Below are 17,941 nucleotides of genomic sequence, written 5' to 3' on the forward strand. Positions count from 1 at the left end.
AAATTAGAAAGGGGAAGAATTCATGAACGTGTTGTTGATTGGAGCAAATGGTCAAATAGGAAAACATATAATCCAGCTCGCGAAAGATGAAGCTGATATTTCCTTAACGGCAATGGTACGTAAAGAAGAACAGCTAGATGAGTTGACAGCAAACGGTACAGATGCAGTACTGGCAAACTTAGAAGGTTCGGTTGCTGATTTAGAGAAAGCAATAGACGGAGCAGACACTGTTATCTTCACAGCAGGATCAGGCGGTCATACAGGAGCTGATAAAACAATTCTCGTTGACCTCGACGGCGCAGTGAAAGCAGTTGAAGCTGCTGAAAATGCTGGTGTTGAACGTTTCATTATGGTCAGCGCATTCCAGGCACAGAATCGTGAAGCTTGGGCGGAAAGTCCAATCAAACATTATATGGCAGCGAAGCATTATGCTGACCGCTTCCTCTTGGATAGTAAATTGAAGCATACGATTATTCGCCCGGGAAGGCTAGAGAACGAAGCAGGCACTGGAAAAATTCAAGCAGGTGACTTGAAGGAATATGGTGCAATTGCGCGAGAAGATGTTGCGAAAACGGTAATCGCGAGCTTAAAAAATAAAAACACCGAAAACACGTCCTTTGATATCATTTCGGGTAAACAGTCGATTGAAGACGCGATTAAAAACTTATAAAGTGAAACTAACATTCAGTGGAGAATTCCTTACCTCCCCACTGAATGTTAGTTGAACAGAATCAGGTATTTACGGACTGTATATCCCCACCTTCACATGTTGGGCTTCCCTCATGTTTAAAAGTGGGATATTACAGACCGTTAATACGTGATAAAAACTAATCTACCTGATGATATATCTATTGAATGGAAAAAGGATTATGAAGCTAATGTTACCCTTGTTAGGCAAGGGCAGGAACCAGATGTTGTTAAAGTTGAATTTCGATAGTATTCATTTGTAACAATGACAGAAAAGTGCAATCATTCTTCAATAAACGGGTGGTTTAACGCAATAAAAAACAAACTCTCCAGTATTTGGTGAATTTGTTTTTTCTCTTAGCTTATTCTAAAGCTTTTATTTTAGCACTCTTATTTTTTCTTCATAATAAATTTCTACATGGTCTCTTAATTTACCTTCTTATTGTTAATTCTAAATTGGTGAGGTGAGCAGCCACATATTTTTTTAAAGTGTTTGTAGAAACTAGAAAGATTCTTGTACCCTATCTGAAAGCATATTTCCATGATGTTATGATCTGTATTCAATAATAAACTCTTGGCTTTATGAATTCTTATATTTTCAAGGTATTTGTGTGGCGTGCTACCTAAATTTTCTTTGAATATTCGACTTAAATGATAAGGGCTTACGCCAATTTTGACAGCAAGGTGGTTCAAGGTGACTTTTTTTCATAGTTCTTTTCTAAATAAAATTTTGTTTTCTCCACTACTTCTTGTTGAGGGTCATAAATGTCAATAAAAAGCTCAGGTCGACATCTTTTACATGGTCGAAATCCTTGTTGTAGAGCTTCCATAGCATTTTTAAAAAAACATATATTTTCATAGTTAGGGGTTTTGGATTTACAAGATGGTCGACAAAAAATACCAGTTGTCTTTACGGCATAAAAAAACTTACCATCATATCTTTTGTCGCATGTAACTATTGCTTTCCACTTTACTTCGAATGAAAATAGATTATTTGATTCCATGGATTAAATTCTCTCCAATTGATAAATTTTCTATTAGCTAATACACCAGGTGGGCTTTACATATCTCCAATAAACCATTATGTTAACTTTAATTTTCATTGACTAACTTGTTTTCTTCAAGGATAGAAACCTTTTTTGAAATGCCATATAGATAACATATAAAGCGGTAATGATTATAGGGACAAAGATGTATAATTGAAAAAACGGTAATACAAGGATACAAAAGATTAGTGAAAATAAAGAAGACCACCAGGGTAAGGTTTTATTTTTAAAAAGTTTAACACCAGCAGCCATAGAAAAAATATACACTAACACTCCTAACGAAGTCGGAATAAATAAAATATCATTAAATGTCATTGTCAAGTATTCTGTAATAATAACTCCGATACCTGCAAAACCAATTACAAAAACAACCATACGTCTTGGGACTTGTTTAGTTGGATGCATATGTGATAATTTTTTTGGAAACGCACCATCTCTACTCAAGGAGTATCCGAGTTGCGCTAGGCTTGCTACAAACGCATTTGAAGTTCCTATACATATGAAAAATGCCGAAATGGCGGTCACAATTTGTGCACCTACTCCTAGTGTTTCCTCCATTATAACGCCAATTGGTGAAAGATTACTCTCAATACTTCCGTATGTCCCGGTTCCGATTGTTACAAAACTTAGTGCTAAAAATAACATCCCTATAATTATTACGCTAATAATGGTACTATTAATAATATTTTTATTTGGATCTTTAAAGTAATTAGCAAGATTACAAATAGCTTCCCATCCAAAAAATGCCCAAAATCTTACTGTTATTGCTGTTCCAATTGAGTACCATCCATTAGAAGCAAAGGGTGTAAAATTTTCCATCCTGAAGCTCGGTATTGAAATAATGATGGTAATTATAAGCATTAAAAGTAAACAACCACTTATGATTAACGCAACTTTACCACTAACCTCAATTCCGTTATAATTTGCTATACCCGCAATTACTAAAATGATGAACGCAATTAAAGTTCTTGCTAAGTCAGAAAATCCAAATGCTTGACTAATGTAAAATGCCCCAGTTAAAGATACAATCGTTTGTCCAACTGCAGCAGTGACGAAGTAAAACCAACCTACAATATTTCCGGAATGAAATCCAAATGATTTCCTTACAAAAGTTGCAGCACCCCCAGCATCTGGGTATTCACGTGCTAGACAAGCAAATGTATAGGCAAGTGGAAGGTTAGCAAAAATTACAATTATCCAAGACAATATGGATGCAGGGCCTGCAATAGAAGCTGTAACCGATGATATAAATAGAACACCCGATCCAAGTATTGCAGCAATATACAATGCTATACCTTCATATAAACCAATAGAACGCTTTCCCATAAATATCCCCTCTTTCAATTAAAACATTAACACTTCAAGGGATTTAATTTCTTCTCTTTTCTTGCGTTCTAATTCCCTATTGTTAATTTCGTAGTAATAATTTTCATTGGCATATAGTTTCTTGAGAGTCATTGGGATGGCTATTCAACTATAGGGCGCGTTAATCAAAGAAGGGTTAACGCTCTTTTCGTCGAATATATTGTAATAATGGGGCAGGTTTGTTTCAAAAGAAGAGGAGGAAATCAATGAAATTCGTACTTATATTTGGACCTCAAGCTGTTGGAAAAATGACAGTAGGGCAGGAATTAGAAAAGATAACCGAATTGAAATTATTTCATAACCATATGACCATCGAATTACTTGAACCATTTTTCGGTTTTAGTCCAGAAATGTGGAGATTATCAACTCTATTTAGGACGGAAATATTTAAGGCAGTAGCTGAGAGTAAACAAAAAGGCTTAATATTCACCTATGTATGGGCATTTGACCAACAAGATGATTGGGATTATGTAGATAATATATGTGAAATTTTTGAATCCAAGGAGGCAAGTATTTATTTTGTAGAATTAGAAGCCAATCTTGACGAAAGAGTGGAACGAAATAAAAGTCCACATCGTCTGGAACATAAGCCTACAAAAAGAAATGTTGATTGGTCAGAAAAGGAAATAAAGGAGACAATGAAAAAATACAGATTGAATTCCAAAAAAGGTGAAATTAAAAAGGAAAATTACATAAGAATTGATAACACTAATTTGAGTCCTATGGAAGTAGCTAAGATTATATCAGAAAGATTTAATTTATAACCTTATGAATAAGAGAGCCCTAAAATAATCAATCTCTTTATTATAAAAAGTCTTGCTATATCTAAAAGTGAAGAATCCATTTTGATTAATCTTTTTCAAAATGGATTCTTCTAATTACAGTAATATGCGGGGTTGTGATGTACTTTTAGCTTTTAACCAAAAAATAATCCACCCTTGAGTTGGTCGCTCGAGTGGATTATTTGCTGCCAGTCGCCCTTGTAGGGAACCTAGCTATTGGATAGACAGAAGGTAGCAGCACATCTTCTGTCATTTTTAATTTATTCAGTTTCTAATATTAGAATACCCCAACTTAATGGAAAAGAATAGGTAAAGATTGAATAAATCTTGTTTATTATCCAGTCTATCACGGTCTCATTCTTAATATTCCTTTTCAATTTTCTTTGTACTTCTCACCGTATCAATCGGACGGACCATCTTTTCTATCTGTTCGCGTTTCGGCTCTAAGAACGGTGGCAAGGATAGCTTCTCACCCAGTGTTTCGTAAGGCTCATCCCCCATGAATCCCGGACCATCCGTTGCAAATTCAAAGAGAATCTGTGGAGCTACCCGTGCATACAAGGAACCAAAGAAGAAGCGATCAACAAACCCGGACGTTGGGAAACCAAAGCTATCCATCCGGTCTATCCACTCATCAAGAACAGAGCGGTCCTCGACTCGGAAAGCTGCATGGTGAACGGTACCGAAACCTTGACGGTGCGGCGGCATTACTACGTTTTTCTCCACTATCACTTGGGCACCATTTCCACCCTCGCCGACCTCAAATAAGTGTGCGCCATCCTCTTCTGCAATCTCTTTAAAAAGCAAGACCTTTTCCAGCATTTCTTTAAAATAATCGAACTGGCTCACGCGGATAAAAATTGGTCCAAGGCCAGTAATCGCATACTCTAACGGGATAGGGCCATTCTGCCATGGAATACCGGAAGCAATTCCTTCATTATTTTCATCTGAAATAAGCTGGTAGTTCTGATCATCAAAATCAACAAATGAGATCGTCTTCTTACCAAATTGTTCTTTAATTCCAGTATGTTTCACTTCAAGACGGTCAAAGCGTTTTACCCAGTAATCCAGGGTTGCATCACTTGGCACACGGAAAGATGTTTTATAAATCTCATCGGTTCCATGCACCCCTTTAGGTATACCTGGAAAATCAAAGAATGTCATATCTGTTCCAGCATTTCCTTCATCATCAGCGAAAAATAAATGATACGTTTGAATATCGTCCTGGTTCACTGTTTTCTTCACAAGGCGCATTCCTAACACATACGTGAAAAACTCATAGTTCTTCTCGGCACTACTTGTAATCGCGGTTACGTGGTGAATTCCTTTTAAATGATTCATGCATTACCCTCCACAAATTCAGTTTATATTAATTAAAGTATTTTTAATTCATTATATGTAGATGATAACAGCTGTAAACATTCTTGTCAACAATAAAATAACCCCTTCTATTTGAAGTGGGTTATTTTACATTTACAGATCATCTCTGTCTCGTGGTGGGTTTTCGTTTGCTCGTTCTCTACGATACTCTGGGTCAAAGTCATCGGCAAATTCCGTTCCGAATGTCGCCTGGTTCGTTGCCTGGACGCCGCGATCCATATCTGTATCGGTTTCTGGATCAAAGAAAAAGCTTAGACAAACTAATCCGCTTAAACCGACAAGTCCATACACAAGTCGAGAAAGACCCGCGGCCTGTCCGCCAAAGATGCTTGCAACGAGGTCAAATTGGAATAAAGCAATAAGTCCCCAGTTAATCGCTCCAATGATTACAAGTGCCAATGCAATTTTTCGTAACGTATGCATTGTCAACACCTCCTAAAATAGTTACAATCATAGCTTTACAAATAAACTGTAATTTATTCATAATAAAGATGAATGTGCCCGTTTAGGATCCCATTATTTTATAATTTTTAAAACATAAAAAAGCAGTAAGGAATTTTCCTCACTGCCGCTTACAAGGTCTTTTCTAGCCGTGTTTGAATAACTTTCGCAATCTCCATTGCTATTAGGGCTATAATGGAAAGTCCGATACTGATCGCGAACTCCCGGAAACCAAATTCTGGTGGGATATTGAAGATTTCTCTTGCAAATGGCAATGTCGTCATACCGTATAAGAGAAAACCTATCACAACGGCGCCGAGTACATATTTATTTTGGAAAAAGCCTGCGCCGATTGCTGTCTGTGTATTCGAACGGGTTGCAAACGTTTGTAATGTCCGGGAAAGGATGAGCGTTGAAAAGGCCATTGCCACCCCCATTTCCGCAGAGTGACGGATTCCAAGATAAAAGGCAATAATGACAACGGCCGCAATCATAACACCTCTTGTCATGACAGCCCGTAACGTCCCACCTTCAAAAATGCCTTCATCTATTTTCCTCGGTTTCCGGTCCATAATATTCGGTTCCGGCTTTTCCATCCCGAGTGCAATTGCCGGAAGTGAATCATTTACCAGGTTGATAAATAAAAGCTGCAAGGCAGTAAACGGATTCGGTAAATTAAAAATAACCGCGTACAAAATAGCGATAATCGCTCCTAAGTTCCCAGCAAATAAATAACTGATCGCTTTTTTAATATTGTCGTATACCGTGCGCCCAACACCAACCGCTCGGACAATTGAAACAAAGTTATCATCGGTTAAAATCATCGCAGCAGAGTCTTTCGCTACATCTGTTCCACTTCCCATTGCGACACCAATATCAGCCTGTTTCAATGCCGGTGCATCGTTCACACCGTCTCCAGTCATCGCTGAAATCTTACCTTTCCGTTGCCAGGCCTGGACAATCCGAATTTTATTCTCTGGTGAAACGCGAGCATAAACAGATATCGATGTTAACTTCTCATCCAGTTCCGCATCACTCCACTCGTCCAATTCTTGACCGGTAAGCGCGATATCTCCTTCCCGCGCAATACCGATATCTTTCGCAATTGCCTGGGCAGTTGTTTTATGATCACCAGTAATCATGACCGTTCGGATTCCTGCATTTGTCGCCTCGCGAATCGAGTCATATACCTCTTCCCGAGGCGGATCAATCATCGCTGTGAGACCTATAAGGACAAAATCAAATTCATCTTCTGCGGTAACGGTCACCGTGTCTTCTGGAAGCTTTTTATAACCATAGGCAAGCACACGAAGGGCCTGATTGGAAAATTCCTCATTCATTTCGGTAAATTTCGAGAGCAATTCTTCAGTTGCCGGAACTTCTTCGCCAGCCTGTAAAACATGGCTTGCCCGATTCAGCATAATATCCGGTCCACCCTTTGTAAGGAGCAAGCGCTCTCCCTGAATCAAATGAATTGTTGACATGAGCTTCCGGTCTGAGTCAAAAGGCAGTTCTCCGAGGCGGGCGTAAGTTTCCCGAATTTCTTCATATCCTTTCCCCTGTTTATTGACAAAATGGATCAGCGCTGTTTCCGTCGGATCACCGATTTCATTTCCGTCCGGATCTATTCTTGCGTCATTACAAAGGGCAGCAACATTGCGCAACATCTGCTTTGCCTTCTTGGCCGTTTCCTCTTCCTTCCCTAACACAAAATAATCAGTGACCGTCATTTTATTCTGGGTTAATGTTCCCGTTTTATCTGTACAGATGACACTGGCACTGCCCAACGTTTCAACGGCAGGAAGTTTTCGGATGATGGCATGCTGTTTTGCCATTTTATTCGTACCGACGGATAAGACAATTGTAACGATCGATGACAAAGCTTCAGGTATCGCTGCCACCGCAATCGCGACGGAGAACATTAATGCGTTCAATAATGCTGTTCCGGTTGCTACTTCTGAATTCCCGAACCATATTCGCAGCGCCTGTATGGCAAAAATTAAAATACAGAGGATTAAAATGCCGAGACCAAGCTTTTTAGAAAACACCTCAAGTTTTTGTTGCAGCGGGGTTTGCTTTGCTTCCGCCGTTTGAATCAGGTCAGCAATTTTTCCAATCTCCGCCTGTTCAGCCGTACCTGTTACAACAAACCTCCCGCGGCCATTTACGACGAGAGAACTGCTATAAACAGAGTTAAATCGATCCCCGAGTGGAGCTTCTCCAGATATCGTTTTCGTATTCTTCAAAACGGCTTCAGACTCCCCGGTAAGCATGCCTTCATTTACCCTAAGCGATTCGCTTGAGATGATTCTCCCGTCAGCAGGAATATAGTCTCCTGCTTCGAGCAATACGATGTCTCCTGGCACGAGTTCCCGGGCTGGTATTATCGTATTGGTGCCATCCCGAATGACCTTTGCTTCCGGGGCTGACATATCCCGTAATGCCTCGAGCGAGCTTTCTGCTTTTTTTGTCTGAATGACACTGATCACGGAGTTTATAATGAGTACGAGAAAAATAATGAGCGATTCCGCGATTTCACCGAGCAAAATCTGAATGCCTGCCGCAGCAAGCAGAACAATGACCATGGGATCTTTGAAGGTTTCGAGAAATAATTTCCAAGTTGCGACTTGTTCTTTATCTGCTAGTTCGTTATAGCCAAATTCCTTTACTCGTTTCTCTGCTTCGCTTTGTTTTAGTCCTTCCGTGGTTGCTTCAAGTTCTTCCAGTACTTCTGTTGTGTCCTGTTGGTAATATGCCATCGCGCTTGTTCCTTTCTCCTGGATTGAATAAAAGGTTCACTATAATGAATACCACAATTCAAACATTCTATTCTTTTTTATAAAACCTAAAAAATCAAAAAACGAATTGCTTTCATTCAGCGTGAGTGTATGCAACTTACTCCTGGAGGTCCGCAGTCCAGACACCTCTCGCTTTCAAGCTATTATTGTTGGATTACAAAAATAACAAGGCGCATAACGGTGCAAGGATGGAAACGATGATCGCACTGAGTATCATTGCAATGGAACTTATGGAACCTTCTAAGGCGTCTCTATCCATGCTCGTAGCTGTACCGATTGCATGCGAAGCGCTCCCCATACCAATTCCTCTTCCAATCGGTCGCTCCAATTTAAAGAGTTTAAATATAACCGGACTAATAATTGCCCCAGAAACTCCAGCTATGACAACGAAAACTGCTGTCAAGGATAGCGGTCCTTCCAATGTCTCACCAATAGAAATCGCTACTGGAGTCGTGACCGATTTTGGCAGAAGTGCAAGGATCAGTTCCCTCTCGAAGCCAAGCGCCTTTGCCATGAACAGACCTGTCGTTACCCCCACGAAGGCACCAATCGTGACTCCTGCGAAAATTGGTTTCATGTATTTCCTGAGCATGTCATAATGCCTATAAAGCGGTAACGCAAGCGCTACTACCGCCGGGCCCATCAGAAATTCAATCCACTGACCGCCAATCATATATGTTTCATAAGGGATATCAAGGAGAAGTAAAGCGAGAATCATAATCGCAGAAACAGCGACAATCGGGAGAGTAAGCGGTGATTGAACCTTTTTATGGATAGGAAGAATAAATGAATAGATAATGATGGTCGCTGTAATTGCGATTATACCGATTACAATTTCATTCATGTTGTGTTTCCTTTCCGCGGGCCAGCTGTTCACTAACCGCTCCGCCAACTCCCATGACAAGCGCTGTGCTGATTACTGTAATAAGGAGAAGGAATATCCCTTTTCCTCTAAACAATTCAAGGTATTCCATAAATCCGATGGTCACCGGAATAAAGAATAAGGTGAGATGTCTTAACAAAAGTGAAGTCCCTTCTTCCATCCACTTTATTTTAATGATTCCCATTTTTAATAGAAGAAATAAAAGAAGCATACCAGTGACACTGCCTGGTATGAATAAGTGAAAAACTTCCTGAAGAAAGTTCCCGATCAGGAGTAAAACATATAAGAAGAAAATATGAGTAATAATGCGAAATACGCCAACCAACTGCAAAAGCTCCTTCCTTCAACAAACCGTCTATCCCAAGTATAGCAGAAAGTTGAAGGTTTATTAATAAAGTGAAACTTCATTCAGTGGGGTTTCCTTACCTCCCCACTGAATGTTAGTTGAACAGAATCAGGAATTTACGGACTGTATATCCCCCACCTTTACATCTTGAGCTTCACTTATGTTTAGAGATGGGGTTATTACAGACCGTTAATGCGTGATAAAGTGAAACTTCATTCAGTGGGGTATTACAGACCGTTAATACGTGATAAAACGAGACTAGCACGAATGCCAGCCTCGTTTTATTCATTCTAGCCAAAGCGACCGGAAATGTAGTCTTCGGTGCGGCTGTCTTTTGGATTGGTGAAAATTTTATCCGTTTCATCAAACTCGATAACTTCCCCATTCAAGAAGAACGCCGTTTTATCTGAAATGCGTGCAGCTTGTTGCATATTATGTGTAACGATAACGATGGAATAATCCTCACGCAGCTCTTGAACAAGCTCCTCAATCCGGAGCGTTGACTTCGGATCAAGTGCTGAAGTGGGCTCGTCCATTAAAATGACGTCAGGTTCAACCGCTAGACAACGTGCAATACAAAGTCGTTGCTGCTGTCCGCCCGAAAGACCATATGCATTCTCATTCAAGCGGTCTTTCACCTCATCCCAAATGTAGGCACCACGAAGGCTCTTTTCCACAATTTCATCAAGTATTTTTTTATTTTTAATTCCATGGATTTTCGGCCCGTAAGCAATGTTTTCATATATCGACTTTGGGAAGGGGTTCGGTTTCTGGAAAACCATGCCGACTTGGGTCCTTAAATCTTCCACACGGAAACTTCGATCTAAAATATTTCTGTTTTTATACTTGATTTCACCTGTTGTGCGAACACCTGGAACAAGTTCAACCATGCGATTCAATGTTTTAATATATGTTGACTTTCCGCAACCGGATGGACCGATGACGGCGGTGACTTCCTTTTCTTTAATTGATAGATTAATATCCTTTAATGCATGGGTGTCTGAATACCATAAATTCAACTGGTTTGTTTCAAATACAGCACGCTTCTTTTCTTGTCGGCCAGTCTTTTTGACGACCTGATCATTTAATTTTACCGTGATTTTCTGACTCATTATGTTCTCTCCTTAAAAACGTGACTTGAATCAATTAATCCCTTAATAGCGTTGTTGGAATTTATTTCGGATGAAAATGGCTACGGAATTGAGTAAGAATAATAGGACGAGCAACACGATAATCGTAGCAGCTGCAAGATAAGTATACTCAGCAACTAAGGATGCATCGAGTGTCCAGTAATAAATCTGCATCGGGAGTGCCGTAAATGTATCGAATAAGCCACCTGGAAACGGGATGAGCAATGCAGGAATCCCAATAACTGTAAGGGGCGCTGTCTCCCCGATTGCCCGCGATAATGCAAGAATCGAGCCCGTCAAAATTCCTGGTAGTGCTGCTGGCAGGATAATCTTCTTCACCGTCTGCCATTTCGTAGCCCCCATACCATAGCTTGCTTCACTTAAAAAATTAGGAACTGCACGAATCGATTCTTGAGCTGCAACAATAACAATCGGCAATACTAAGAGTGATAATGTTAAACCACCTGCCAACACGACGTTACCGAAATCAAGGGCACGGACAAAAATTGTTAGTCCTAGTAAACCATAAACGATTGATGGCACACCGGCTAAGTTTGATATATTTGTAGCGATAAAGTTTTGAAAACGGCCAGGCTTTGCATAAAGTTCGAGATAAATAGCAGTTCCCACTCCTATAAATAAAGTGACCGGGATGACGACAAGCATGAGCCAGGAGGTTCCAAGAATTGCCCCCATAATTCCTGCACGATCAGGGTCTGTCGATAATCTACCCGTTATAAAATCCCAATCCAACCAAGCAATACCTTGAGAGAATACGCGAACAAGTAATACCGCTAAGACAATTAAGCCAAATAAGGTGGAGAGTAAAAAGATGAATTTTAAGATTGAATTATTGCGTACCCGTGATTTCATCCGCTTCTCTACAACTGCTTCATCAACATATCTCATAATCAATACTCCTCCCTAAATTTACGAGAGAGATATCTTGCTAGGATATTCATTAATAACGTAAAAATAAATAATGTAGCTGCGACAGCATAAAGACTGTAATAAATAGTCGAGCCTGCCGGAGCGTCACCTGAAGAAACTTCTACGATATAAGCAGTCATCGTCTGCATCGATTGGGTGACGTCAAAAGTGAAGTTCTTTGAGCTACCACTCGCAATCGTAACAATCATCGTTTCCCCGATTGCCCGTGAAATACCAAGTACAAAGGATGAAATAATTCCAGACAGTGCTGCCGGGATGACAACTTTAAACGTCGTCTCCAATTTCGTGGCACCTAAGGCGAATGCACCTTCCCGCATACTATTCGGCACGGAACTCATAGCATCTTCAGACAAAGAAGCAATCATCGGGATTATCATGACCCCCATTACAAGACCAGGACTCAAAATATTTGTCGCTCCTACTTCTGGAAAAATGCTACGGATAAGTGGTGTAACGAATGTGAATGCAAAAAATCCATATACGATTGTCGGAATCCCCGCGAGAATTTCAAGCAGCGGCTTCAATACCCGCCTTACCCTGTCTGATGCATATTCACTTAAATAGATCGCCGACATAATCCCAATCGGGCCTGCGACGAGCATTGCGATAAAGGTTGAAATCAGTGTACCGTTAATTAATGGCAGCACACCAAATTCAGGATTTTGACTCATCGGTTTCAACACCGTTCCAGTAAAGAATTCCCAAACCGGAACACGCTTAAAGAATTCAATTGCTTCCGTAAATAAAGTTATAATAATTCCTACTGTTGTCAGAAGAGAGATAGATGCGATAAGAAGAAGAAAAGTTGGAATGAATTTTTCCGTATAATTAGAGAGACTTTTCCTTTTTTTCTTTTCTGCAATCATTTCTCTTACATTCACAGCGTTTTTGTTTGTATCGCTGTTCCCTGCCATTTCCGTATACTCCTTCCCAGAATAAAAAGTGAAACTTCATTCCGTAGGGTTTCTTTATCACCCCTCGGATTGTTAGTTGAGCCGTATCAGGGATTCCTGGGGCTACCCCTTTTCTCAAATTTTTATTTATCCACATTTAGAGGTGGGGTACTACAACCCATTCATGCGTGAAAAATTCACAACAAGATGAGAGCAATTTTTTGCCCTCATCTTTAATGTTTACATGATGTTGCGTATTTTACTGAAGAGCTTCTAATTCTTCAACCAATGCACTTGCTTCCTCTTCAGGTATTGGTGCGAATCCAGTTTCACCAGCAAAGTCTGCCGCATTCTCCATACAATAGATTGCATAATCAAGGACTTGTGGCTTCTCCTTGGAGTTGTTTACATTTAGATACGTAAATACTGGTCGCGTGAAGTCCGCATAATCGCCATCCTCCGCAATCGTATCCAATGTCGGTTCAACCGGACCTTCACCAAAATCAACTTTAACTGCTTGTACTTGGTCTTGGTTGTTTACATAGTAACCGAATCCGAAGAATCCGATGGAGTTTACATCTTCAGAAATTAGTGTTACGAGTGTTGAATATTCTTGTTGCAGGTTAACATCTTCTCTTAAGTCTTGTTCTTCTAAAATATTTTCATAGAAGAATTCGTACGTTCCATGGTTTTCATTCGGTCCGTACGTGCGGATTGGCTCATTCGGCCAGTCTGCATTTACGTCAGACCAGTTTGTATATTCACCTAAGAAAATACCAATGATTTGATCTGGAGTCAGTTCTGTTGCCCAATCGTTCTCTGGGTGGGTTACAATTGTCAAACCATCTAGTGCTACTTTCAATTCTTTCACTTCTATTCCAAGTTCCTCTGCTTTTGCTAGTTCTTCTTCTTTAATCTCACGGGAGGCATCATTAAAGTCCGTTCCGCCCTCTTCCAGGAAACGTTTGAAACCAGCACTTGTACCCGCTCGACTAACTTCGACCGATACACCTTGTTGTTCATTAACCATATATTCTTCAGCAAGTCTAGACATTAATGGAAATACAGTTCCAGAGCCGTCAATTTCAACAATACCTTCCAGCTCTTCGGATTCGCCTTCTTGTGTTTCTATTGAATTGCCACTTGTTTCTTCTGACAATTCCTCTGAACCTGTGTCATTACCGTTATCTGTTCCTCCGCATGCTGCAAGCACTGTAACGAATGCTCCGATTACGAGGAACATAAGGAATTTCTTGAGTTTCATACGACTTTGTCCTCCCCAATAATAGATGGATTTTATCTTGAGCGCTTTTCGCTCTCAAGTACTAGTATAGTGTCCCAATGTAAAGGAAGTATTAGTCGAATGTAAAGCTTGTGTAAATTTACGGAGCTTCTATAGTATATGCAGCTTTCTTCTAAATCTATGCCCCTTTCTATCATTTCCTTTCGATTATAGAAATGGATGGATAATGAAAAGAAAGGGAGATGAAAGAGATGAAAATTTATCTTGATGCCGGACATGGTGGGGAAGATTCCGGTGCGATCGGAAATGGTTTGCAGGAAAAAGAAGTGGCTCTTGATTTGGCGCTTCGGATTCGCCGTATGCTTCGTGATTATCCGCAAGTTTTAGTGAAATTGAGCCGAACGACTGATGCCACGAAGAGTCTTCGTGCGAGGACAAATGAAGCGAACAGCTGGGGGGCAAATCTTTTCTTGTCGCTTCATTGTAATGCTTTTAATGGACGAGCCCGGGGATATGAAGATTTTATTTATAACAAATTGCCGGCAGGTTCTGTTACAAGAAACTATCAAACGATTCTCCACGAAAAAGTCCTGGGAGCAATTGGCATACCAAACCGTGGGAAGAAACAGGCCAACTTTCATGTCCTGCGCGAATCAAACATGCCGGCGATTTTAACAGAGAACGGCTTTATCGATCACCCGGAAGATGCGAAGTGGATGAAGCAAGCTGCCTGGAGAGAAAAAGTCGCAGCCGCGCATGTAGAAGGGTTAGTTAAAATCTTTAACTTAAAAAGCTCTAGCTCTAGTAAAGAGGGATACCAATTAATTGCCGGTTCCTATGCACAAAAAGCAAATGCAAGTGCAAGACAAGCACTACTCACCTCAAAACAAATCCCGGCCACGGTAAAAGAAGCGTCGATAACTGGAAAAAAGCTATACCGTGTCATCGCCGGCACCTATCCGAGCCGATCTGCAGCAGAAATCGCTCGCAAACGCATCTTGCAAATGGGGATTGAAACCTTCATCTTTTAAAATAGTTAAACACTCGACAAAACAGCCGGGCATATTATGATGTGCCCGGCTGTTTAAGTATCTTTATTCAAGCATTATATGGCTCTATTGAGTCTTTTATTTTAATTCATCACCCATTTATCCTTACTAAATAGGATTCTGCTGATAATGAAGATAATGATGATACAGACGAGATTACTGCCAATCGTCATCAATATATGCCCATAATTCACCACACCAAACAATAATTCCGTAAGAATCGCAAAGATATTTACAAATGGCAGAATAAAATGATTCATCGTGAATTCATTCACACCGAGTCCGCCAATCATCATCGCCGGGAAAATAATCACCATCATAATCGGTGTGCTATAACTTTGTGCTTCTTTTACTGTCTTACCCACAATACTTGTAATCATTAAAAGAGCACCAACGAAGAATGAATAGACTAGCGTAACAAGTGCACCCATCCCAATAATCGTGACCATGTTATCACCAAACGAAATGGCAGCTTTTAAATGTTCCGTAAAGAAGGCTACCTCAATTGCAACGACGGCGAGCGTAATAACTCCAATAATGACCCCGACAGAAGATATCGTTAAATATTTTGCCATTAGTAACGTAGAGCGATTTACTGGCGTCATAAGAAGTGCTTCCATCGTTTTCTTTTCCTTTTCACCCGCAAAGATATCTGCTGCCGATGGACCAGCTCCCACTCCAATAGCAATCGATAGAATAAGTGGGATCAACAGAGCCAGCACCTGGATATTACTATCCTCCGTGTTCGTCTCCCGTTGCTCCACTGCAACCGCCTGAGTGATGGATGGATCGATATTCGCTTGTTGCAGTCTTTCTGCGACAACAATCTGTTCATATTCTGCAAGCTTGCCACTTACAAGATAAATAAGATTAGAAGATTTTTGACTGAATGTATCCCCGATCAGCTCCACATTGCCAGCTTCTCCCGCTTGCACTTCCGCGTCAAAGTTATCTGCAAACACAATTGCTGCTTGAACTTCTCCATCGATAAACGCCTGTTCCGGATTTTCCGCACGTAAGAGTTCCACCTTATCCAATGTTCCAAGTATTGTTTCCTGTTCAGCGGAAATGTCTTCTTCCACAGCCAATGTGTATGTTTCATCTTCCCCGTCACTAATCAAACTTTCATAGAAAAAAGTTAATGCGGACATCATAAGAATCGGTAACAATACGGTTAATAGCAATGTCCGCTTATCACGGAAGGAATCAATCATTTCTTTTTTATAAATTTTAAATAGCATAGCCATCCGTCCCCCTTACTAATTTACTCATAAAGATATAGTTTAAATCCCGACTGTTTTCCTCTTCATATAAGGCCTCTTTCTCCCCATGGTAGATAAGTTCACCTTTATGGATCATCGCGATATGGTCACAGAGCATATCAACTTCTTCCATAATGTGGCTGGAGAAGATAATCGTTTTTCCTTGTGTTTTTAGCTCCTGGACGAGCTGGCGAAAAACGTTGGAAGCGGTGATATCGAGTCCGGTTGTCGGTTCATCGAAGAGAATAATTTCCGGATCATGGATGATTGCACGAGCGATCGCCATCTTCTGACGCATCCCTTTAGAGAAACCGTCCACTTTCCGGTCAAGAAAGTCGCGCATACCGAACATTTTCGTCAGTTCATCAATCCGCACCTTTGTCTCATGCTTGCTTAAATGATAGAGCGCTGCAAAGTATTCGAGATTCTCTCTAGCGGTCATGCGGTTATAGAGCCCAGTCTCTCCGCCGAACAAGACACCCATCCGCTTTTTAATTTCATCTGGTTTCTTTACTGTGTCATAGCCTTTTACAACAATTTGTCCTTCTGTCGGTGTAAGCAATGTTGCGATGGAACGGAGAAGCGTCGTTTTCCCTGCTCCGTTCTCCCCTAATAGACCGACGATCTCTCCTGCATGAACTGTAAAGGACACATGGTTTAAAGCAGTTATTGAGAGTTTTTTATCTTGAAATCGTTTCGTCACGTTTTGAATTTCAATCATTTCGTTCCCATCCCTTTTTTGATTTGTTACATTCATTGTAAGCAAAACCATCGTCTCTTTCACCGGACATGTCGCGAATCATTCCTTTGATGTCGTGAAAATGCCTTATTCACGCTTCGAGATGGTATAATGAAGAAAAACGATTGCGTCAAAAACAATAGAAAGTACAGGTGTTGCACGTATGCTGAAGGTTGGAATCGTTGATGACCGTCAGATTGATTTAGATAAGGTGGTTGGGATTGTTTCACGTATTGATGATGTGGAGATCGTCTTCGCCACCACATCCGCAGAGGAAGCGTATAAACGGATTAAAGATGAGGAAATCATGCTGCTCGTCGCCGATATTGAAATGCCCCATCTTTCCGGCTATGAGCTCGCAGATATTATTCATTCCCATGCGCTTCATATTGAGGTTATTTTTGTAACAGCAAACAGCGGGTATGCGGTTCATGCCTTTGAAATCAATGTACATGACTATATTATGAAGCCCTATACGAAAAATCGGCTCACGACATCAATTAAACGGATTATGGAAAAGTCCCGGCAAGCGGAAATTACAGGGAGACTTTACATTAAACAGAAGAACAACATTCATATTATCCAGAAAAAGGATATCATTTTCATTGAACGAACAGGCAGGTCATCCACAATTTTTACAAAAAGTGGAACCATTAAGACATATCAAACGTTAAAAGAATTAGAGGGAGAGCTAAGGGAAAGGGATTTTCTTCGCTCACACCGTTCCTTTATCATCAACATCCACTACATTCAAAATTTCGAGCTCTACGCGAAAAACTCCTTCATCGTGAACTTTGACGGCATAGAAGAAACCGCAATGATTACAAAAGAAATGGTCAACCACTTGCAGCAAAATTACTTTTAACACCGGGACAACTGCTCTGACCCTCTGTCCCAGTGCGGGACACGGGGTCAGAGCAGTTGTCCCGATTGATAGGAGGTTGGA

The 17,941-nt window shown here is 40.5% G+C and carries 18 protein-coding genes; 4 read left to right on the forward strand and 14 right to left on the reverse strand.

Going from position 1 to position 17,941, the window contains the following annotated elements:
• Window positions 1-22 precede the first annotated feature (22 nt).
• A complete protein-coding gene (locus SPD53_RS04545; protein ID WP_336251762.1) occupies window positions 23-670 on the forward strand; it encodes an SDR family oxidoreductase in 648 nt (215 codons plus the stop codon).
• A 443-nt stretch (window positions 671-1,113) separates the two neighbouring features.
• Here the strand turns inward: SPD53_RS04545 and SPD53_RS04550 are convergent, their stop codons facing one another.
• The 3 genes from SPD53_RS04550 to SPD53_RS04560 all read right to left on the reverse strand — a co-directional run bounded on the left by SPD53_RS04550 (window position 1,114) and on the right by SPD53_RS04560 (window position 3,059).
• Window positions 1,114-1,380, reverse strand: coding sequence for a helix-turn-helix transcriptional regulator (locus tag SPD53_RS04550; protein ID WP_336251763.1), 267 nt, complete (start codon window positions 1,378-1,380; stop codon window positions 1,114-1,116).
• Entirely contained in the window at window positions 1,377-1,691 is a 315-nt protein-coding gene (locus SPD53_RS04555; RefSeq protein ID WP_336251764.1) for an Ada metal-binding domain-containing protein, read from the reverse strand. The genes SPD53_RS04550 and SPD53_RS04555 overlap by 4 nt, the downstream gene beginning before the upstream one ends.
• A gap of 102 nt (window positions 1,692-1,793) precedes the next feature.
• A complete protein-coding gene (locus tag SPD53_RS04560) occupies window positions 1,794-3,059 on the reverse strand; it encodes an APC family permease (RefSeq protein WP_336251784.1) in 1,266 nt (421 codons plus the stop codon).
• Between the two features lie 245 nt (window positions 3,060-3,304).
• Between SPD53_RS04560 and SPD53_RS04565 the strand changes: the two genes are divergently transcribed.
• Window positions 3,305-3,862 (forward strand): AAA family ATPase, encoded by a 558-nt coding sequence (locus SPD53_RS04565; protein ID WP_156856229.1) that lies wholly within the window; start codon window positions 3,305-3,307, stop codon window positions 3,860-3,862.
• A 378-nt stretch (window positions 3,863-4,240) separates the two neighbouring features.
• Here the strand turns inward: SPD53_RS04565 and SPD53_RS04570 are convergent, their stop codons facing one another.
• The 9 genes from SPD53_RS04570 to SPD53_RS04610 all read right to left on the reverse strand — a co-directional run bounded on the left by SPD53_RS04570 (window position 4,241) and on the right by SPD53_RS04610 (window position 13,966).
• A complete protein-coding gene (locus tag SPD53_RS04570; protein WP_336251765.1) occupies window positions 4,241-5,221 on the reverse strand; it encodes a ring-cleaving dioxygenase in 981 nt (326 codons plus the stop codon).
• A gap of 132 nt (window positions 5,222-5,353) precedes the next feature.
• Complete coding sequence (locus SPD53_RS04575) at window positions 5,354-5,683, reverse strand: DUF378 domain-containing protein (RefSeq protein ID WP_336251766.1); 330 nt, start codon at window positions 5,681-5,683, stop codon at window positions 5,354-5,356.
• A gap of 149 nt (window positions 5,684-5,832) precedes the next feature.
• Complete coding sequence (locus tag SPD53_RS04580; protein WP_336251767.1) at window positions 5,833-8,460, reverse strand: cation-translocating P-type ATPase; 2,628 nt, start codon at window positions 8,458-8,460, stop codon at window positions 5,833-5,835.
• Between the two features lie 193 nt (window positions 8,461-8,653).
• Window positions 8,654-9,343, reverse strand: a complete 690-nt coding sequence (locus SPD53_RS04585) for an LrgB family protein (RefSeq protein WP_336251768.1) — start codon at window positions 9,341-9,343, stop codon at window positions 8,654-8,656.
• Window positions 9,336-9,707, reverse strand: a complete 372-nt coding sequence (locus SPD53_RS04590) for a CidA/LrgA family protein (RefSeq protein ID WP_336251769.1) — start codon at window positions 9,705-9,707, stop codon at window positions 9,336-9,338. The genes SPD53_RS04585 and SPD53_RS04590 overlap by 8 nt, the downstream gene beginning before the upstream one ends.
• Before the next feature lie 311 nt (window positions 9,708-10,018).
• Window positions 10,019-10,840: a phosphate ABC transporter ATP-binding protein PstB gene (gene pstB, locus SPD53_RS04595; protein ID WP_336251770.1), complete on the reverse strand. Its 822-nt coding sequence runs from the start codon at window positions 10,838-10,840 to the stop codon at window positions 10,019-10,021.
• A 42-nt stretch (window positions 10,841-10,882) separates the two neighbouring features.
• Complete coding sequence (pstA, locus tag SPD53_RS04600) at window positions 10,883-11,767, reverse strand: phosphate ABC transporter permease PstA (protein ID WP_336251771.1); 885 nt, start codon at window positions 11,765-11,767, stop codon at window positions 10,883-10,885.
• Between the two features lie 2 nt (window positions 11,768-11,769).
• Window positions 11,770-12,723, reverse strand: a complete 954-nt coding sequence (gene pstC, locus SPD53_RS04605) for a phosphate ABC transporter permease subunit PstC (protein WP_156856222.1) — start codon at window positions 12,721-12,723, stop codon at window positions 11,770-11,772.
• A gap of 238 nt (window positions 12,724-12,961) precedes the next feature.
• Entirely contained in the window at window positions 12,962-13,966 is a 1,005-nt protein-coding gene (locus SPD53_RS04610; protein ID WP_156856221.1) for a PstS family phosphate ABC transporter substrate-binding protein, read from the reverse strand.
• Between the two features lie 221 nt (window positions 13,967-14,187).
• Here SPD53_RS04610 and SPD53_RS04615 point away from each other — a divergent pair, with 221 nt between their 5' ends.
• Window positions 14,188-14,976 (forward strand): N-acetylmuramoyl-L-alanine amidase, encoded by a 789-nt coding sequence (locus SPD53_RS04615; protein WP_336251772.1) that lies wholly within the window; start codon window positions 14,188-14,190, stop codon window positions 14,974-14,976.
• A 101-nt stretch (window positions 14,977-15,077) separates the two neighbouring features.
• Here SPD53_RS04615 and SPD53_RS04620 read toward each other — a convergent pair whose 3' ends face one another.
• The gene (locus tag SPD53_RS04620) at window positions 15,078-16,235 is read right to left on the reverse strand and encodes an ABC transporter permease (RefSeq protein WP_156856220.1); all 1,158 of its coding nucleotides are present in this window, start codon (window positions 16,233-16,235) and stop codon (window positions 15,078-15,080) included.
• On the reverse strand, window positions 16,225-16,977 hold the full coding sequence (locus tag SPD53_RS04625; RefSeq protein WP_156856239.1) for an ABC transporter ATP-binding protein: 753 nt from the start codon (window positions 16,975-16,977) through the stop codon (window positions 16,225-16,227). The genes SPD53_RS04620 and SPD53_RS04625 overlap by 11 nt, the downstream gene beginning before the upstream one ends.
• Before the next feature lie 181 nt (window positions 16,978-17,158).
• Between SPD53_RS04625 and SPD53_RS04630 the strand changes: the two genes are divergently transcribed.
• On the forward strand, window positions 17,159-17,860 hold the full coding sequence (locus SPD53_RS04630) for a LytR/AlgR family response regulator transcription factor (protein WP_336251773.1): 702 nt from the start codon (window positions 17,159-17,161) through the stop codon (window positions 17,858-17,860).
• Window positions 17,861-17,941: the final 81 nt, after the last annotated feature.

This window comes from Oceanobacillus sp. MO10714A (genome assembly GCF_037072045.1).
Taxonomy (GTDB): Bacteria; Bacillota; Bacilli; order Bacillales; family Amphibacillaceae; genus Oceanobacillus; species Oceanobacillus indicireducens.

Coding starts and splice junctions, on each gene's coding strand:
- SPD53_RS04630 (WP_336251773.1), top strand. CDS start 17,159: ATGCTGAAGGTTGGAATCGTTGATGACCGTCAGATTGATTTAGATAAG.
- SPD53_RS04575 (WP_336251766.1), bottom strand. CDS start 5,683: ATGCATACGTTACGAAAAATTGCATTGGCACTTGTAATCATTGGAGCG.
- SPD53_RS04560 (WP_336251784.1), bottom strand. CDS start 3,059: ATGGGAAAGCGTTCTATTGGTTTATATGAAGGTATAGCATTGTATATT.
- SPD53_RS04615 (WP_336251772.1), top strand. CDS start 14,188: ATGAAAGAGATGAAAATTTATCTTGATGCCGGACATGGTGGGGAAGAT.
- SPD53_RS04610 (WP_156856221.1), bottom strand. CDS start 13,966: ATGAAACTCAAGAAATTCCTTATGTTCCTCGTAATCGGAGCATTCGTT.
- SPD53_RS04570 (WP_336251765.1), bottom strand. CDS start 5,221: ATGAATCATTTAAAAGGAATTCACCACGTAACCGCGATTACAAGTAGT.
- SPD53_RS04580 (WP_336251767.1), bottom strand. CDS start 8,460: ATGGCATATTACCAACAGGACACAACAGAAGTACTGGAAGAACTTGAA.
- SPD53_RS04555 (WP_336251764.1), bottom strand. CDS start 1,691: ATGGAATCAAATAATCTATTTTCATTCGAAGTAAAGTGGAAAGCAATA.
- SPD53_RS04565 (WP_156856229.1), top strand. CDS start 3,305: ATGAAATTCGTACTTATATTTGGACCTCAAGCTGTTGGAAAAATGACA.
- SPD53_RS04625 (WP_156856239.1), bottom strand. CDS start 16,977: ATGATTGAAATTCAAAACGTGACGAAACGATTTCAAGATAAAAAACTC.
- pstB (WP_336251770.1), bottom strand. CDS start 10,840: ATGAGTCAGAAAATCACGGTAAAATTAAATGATCAGGTCGTCAAAAAG.
- pstA (WP_336251771.1), bottom strand. CDS start 11,767: ATGAGATATGTTGATGAAGCAGTTGTAGAGAAGCGGATGAAATCACGG.
- SPD53_RS04585 (WP_336251768.1), bottom strand. CDS start 9,343: ATGAATGAAATTGTAATCGGTATAATCGCAATTACAGCGACCATCATT.
- SPD53_RS04620 (WP_156856220.1), bottom strand. CDS start 16,235: ATGCTATTTAAAATTTATAAAAAAGAAATGATTGATTCCTTCCGTGAT.
- SPD53_RS04545 (WP_336251762.1), top strand. CDS start 23: ATGAACGTGTTGTTGATTGGAGCAAATGGTCAAATAGGAAAACATATA.
- pstC (WP_156856222.1), bottom strand. CDS start 12,723: ATGGCAGGGAACAGCGATACAAACAAAAACGCTGTGAATGTAAGAGAA.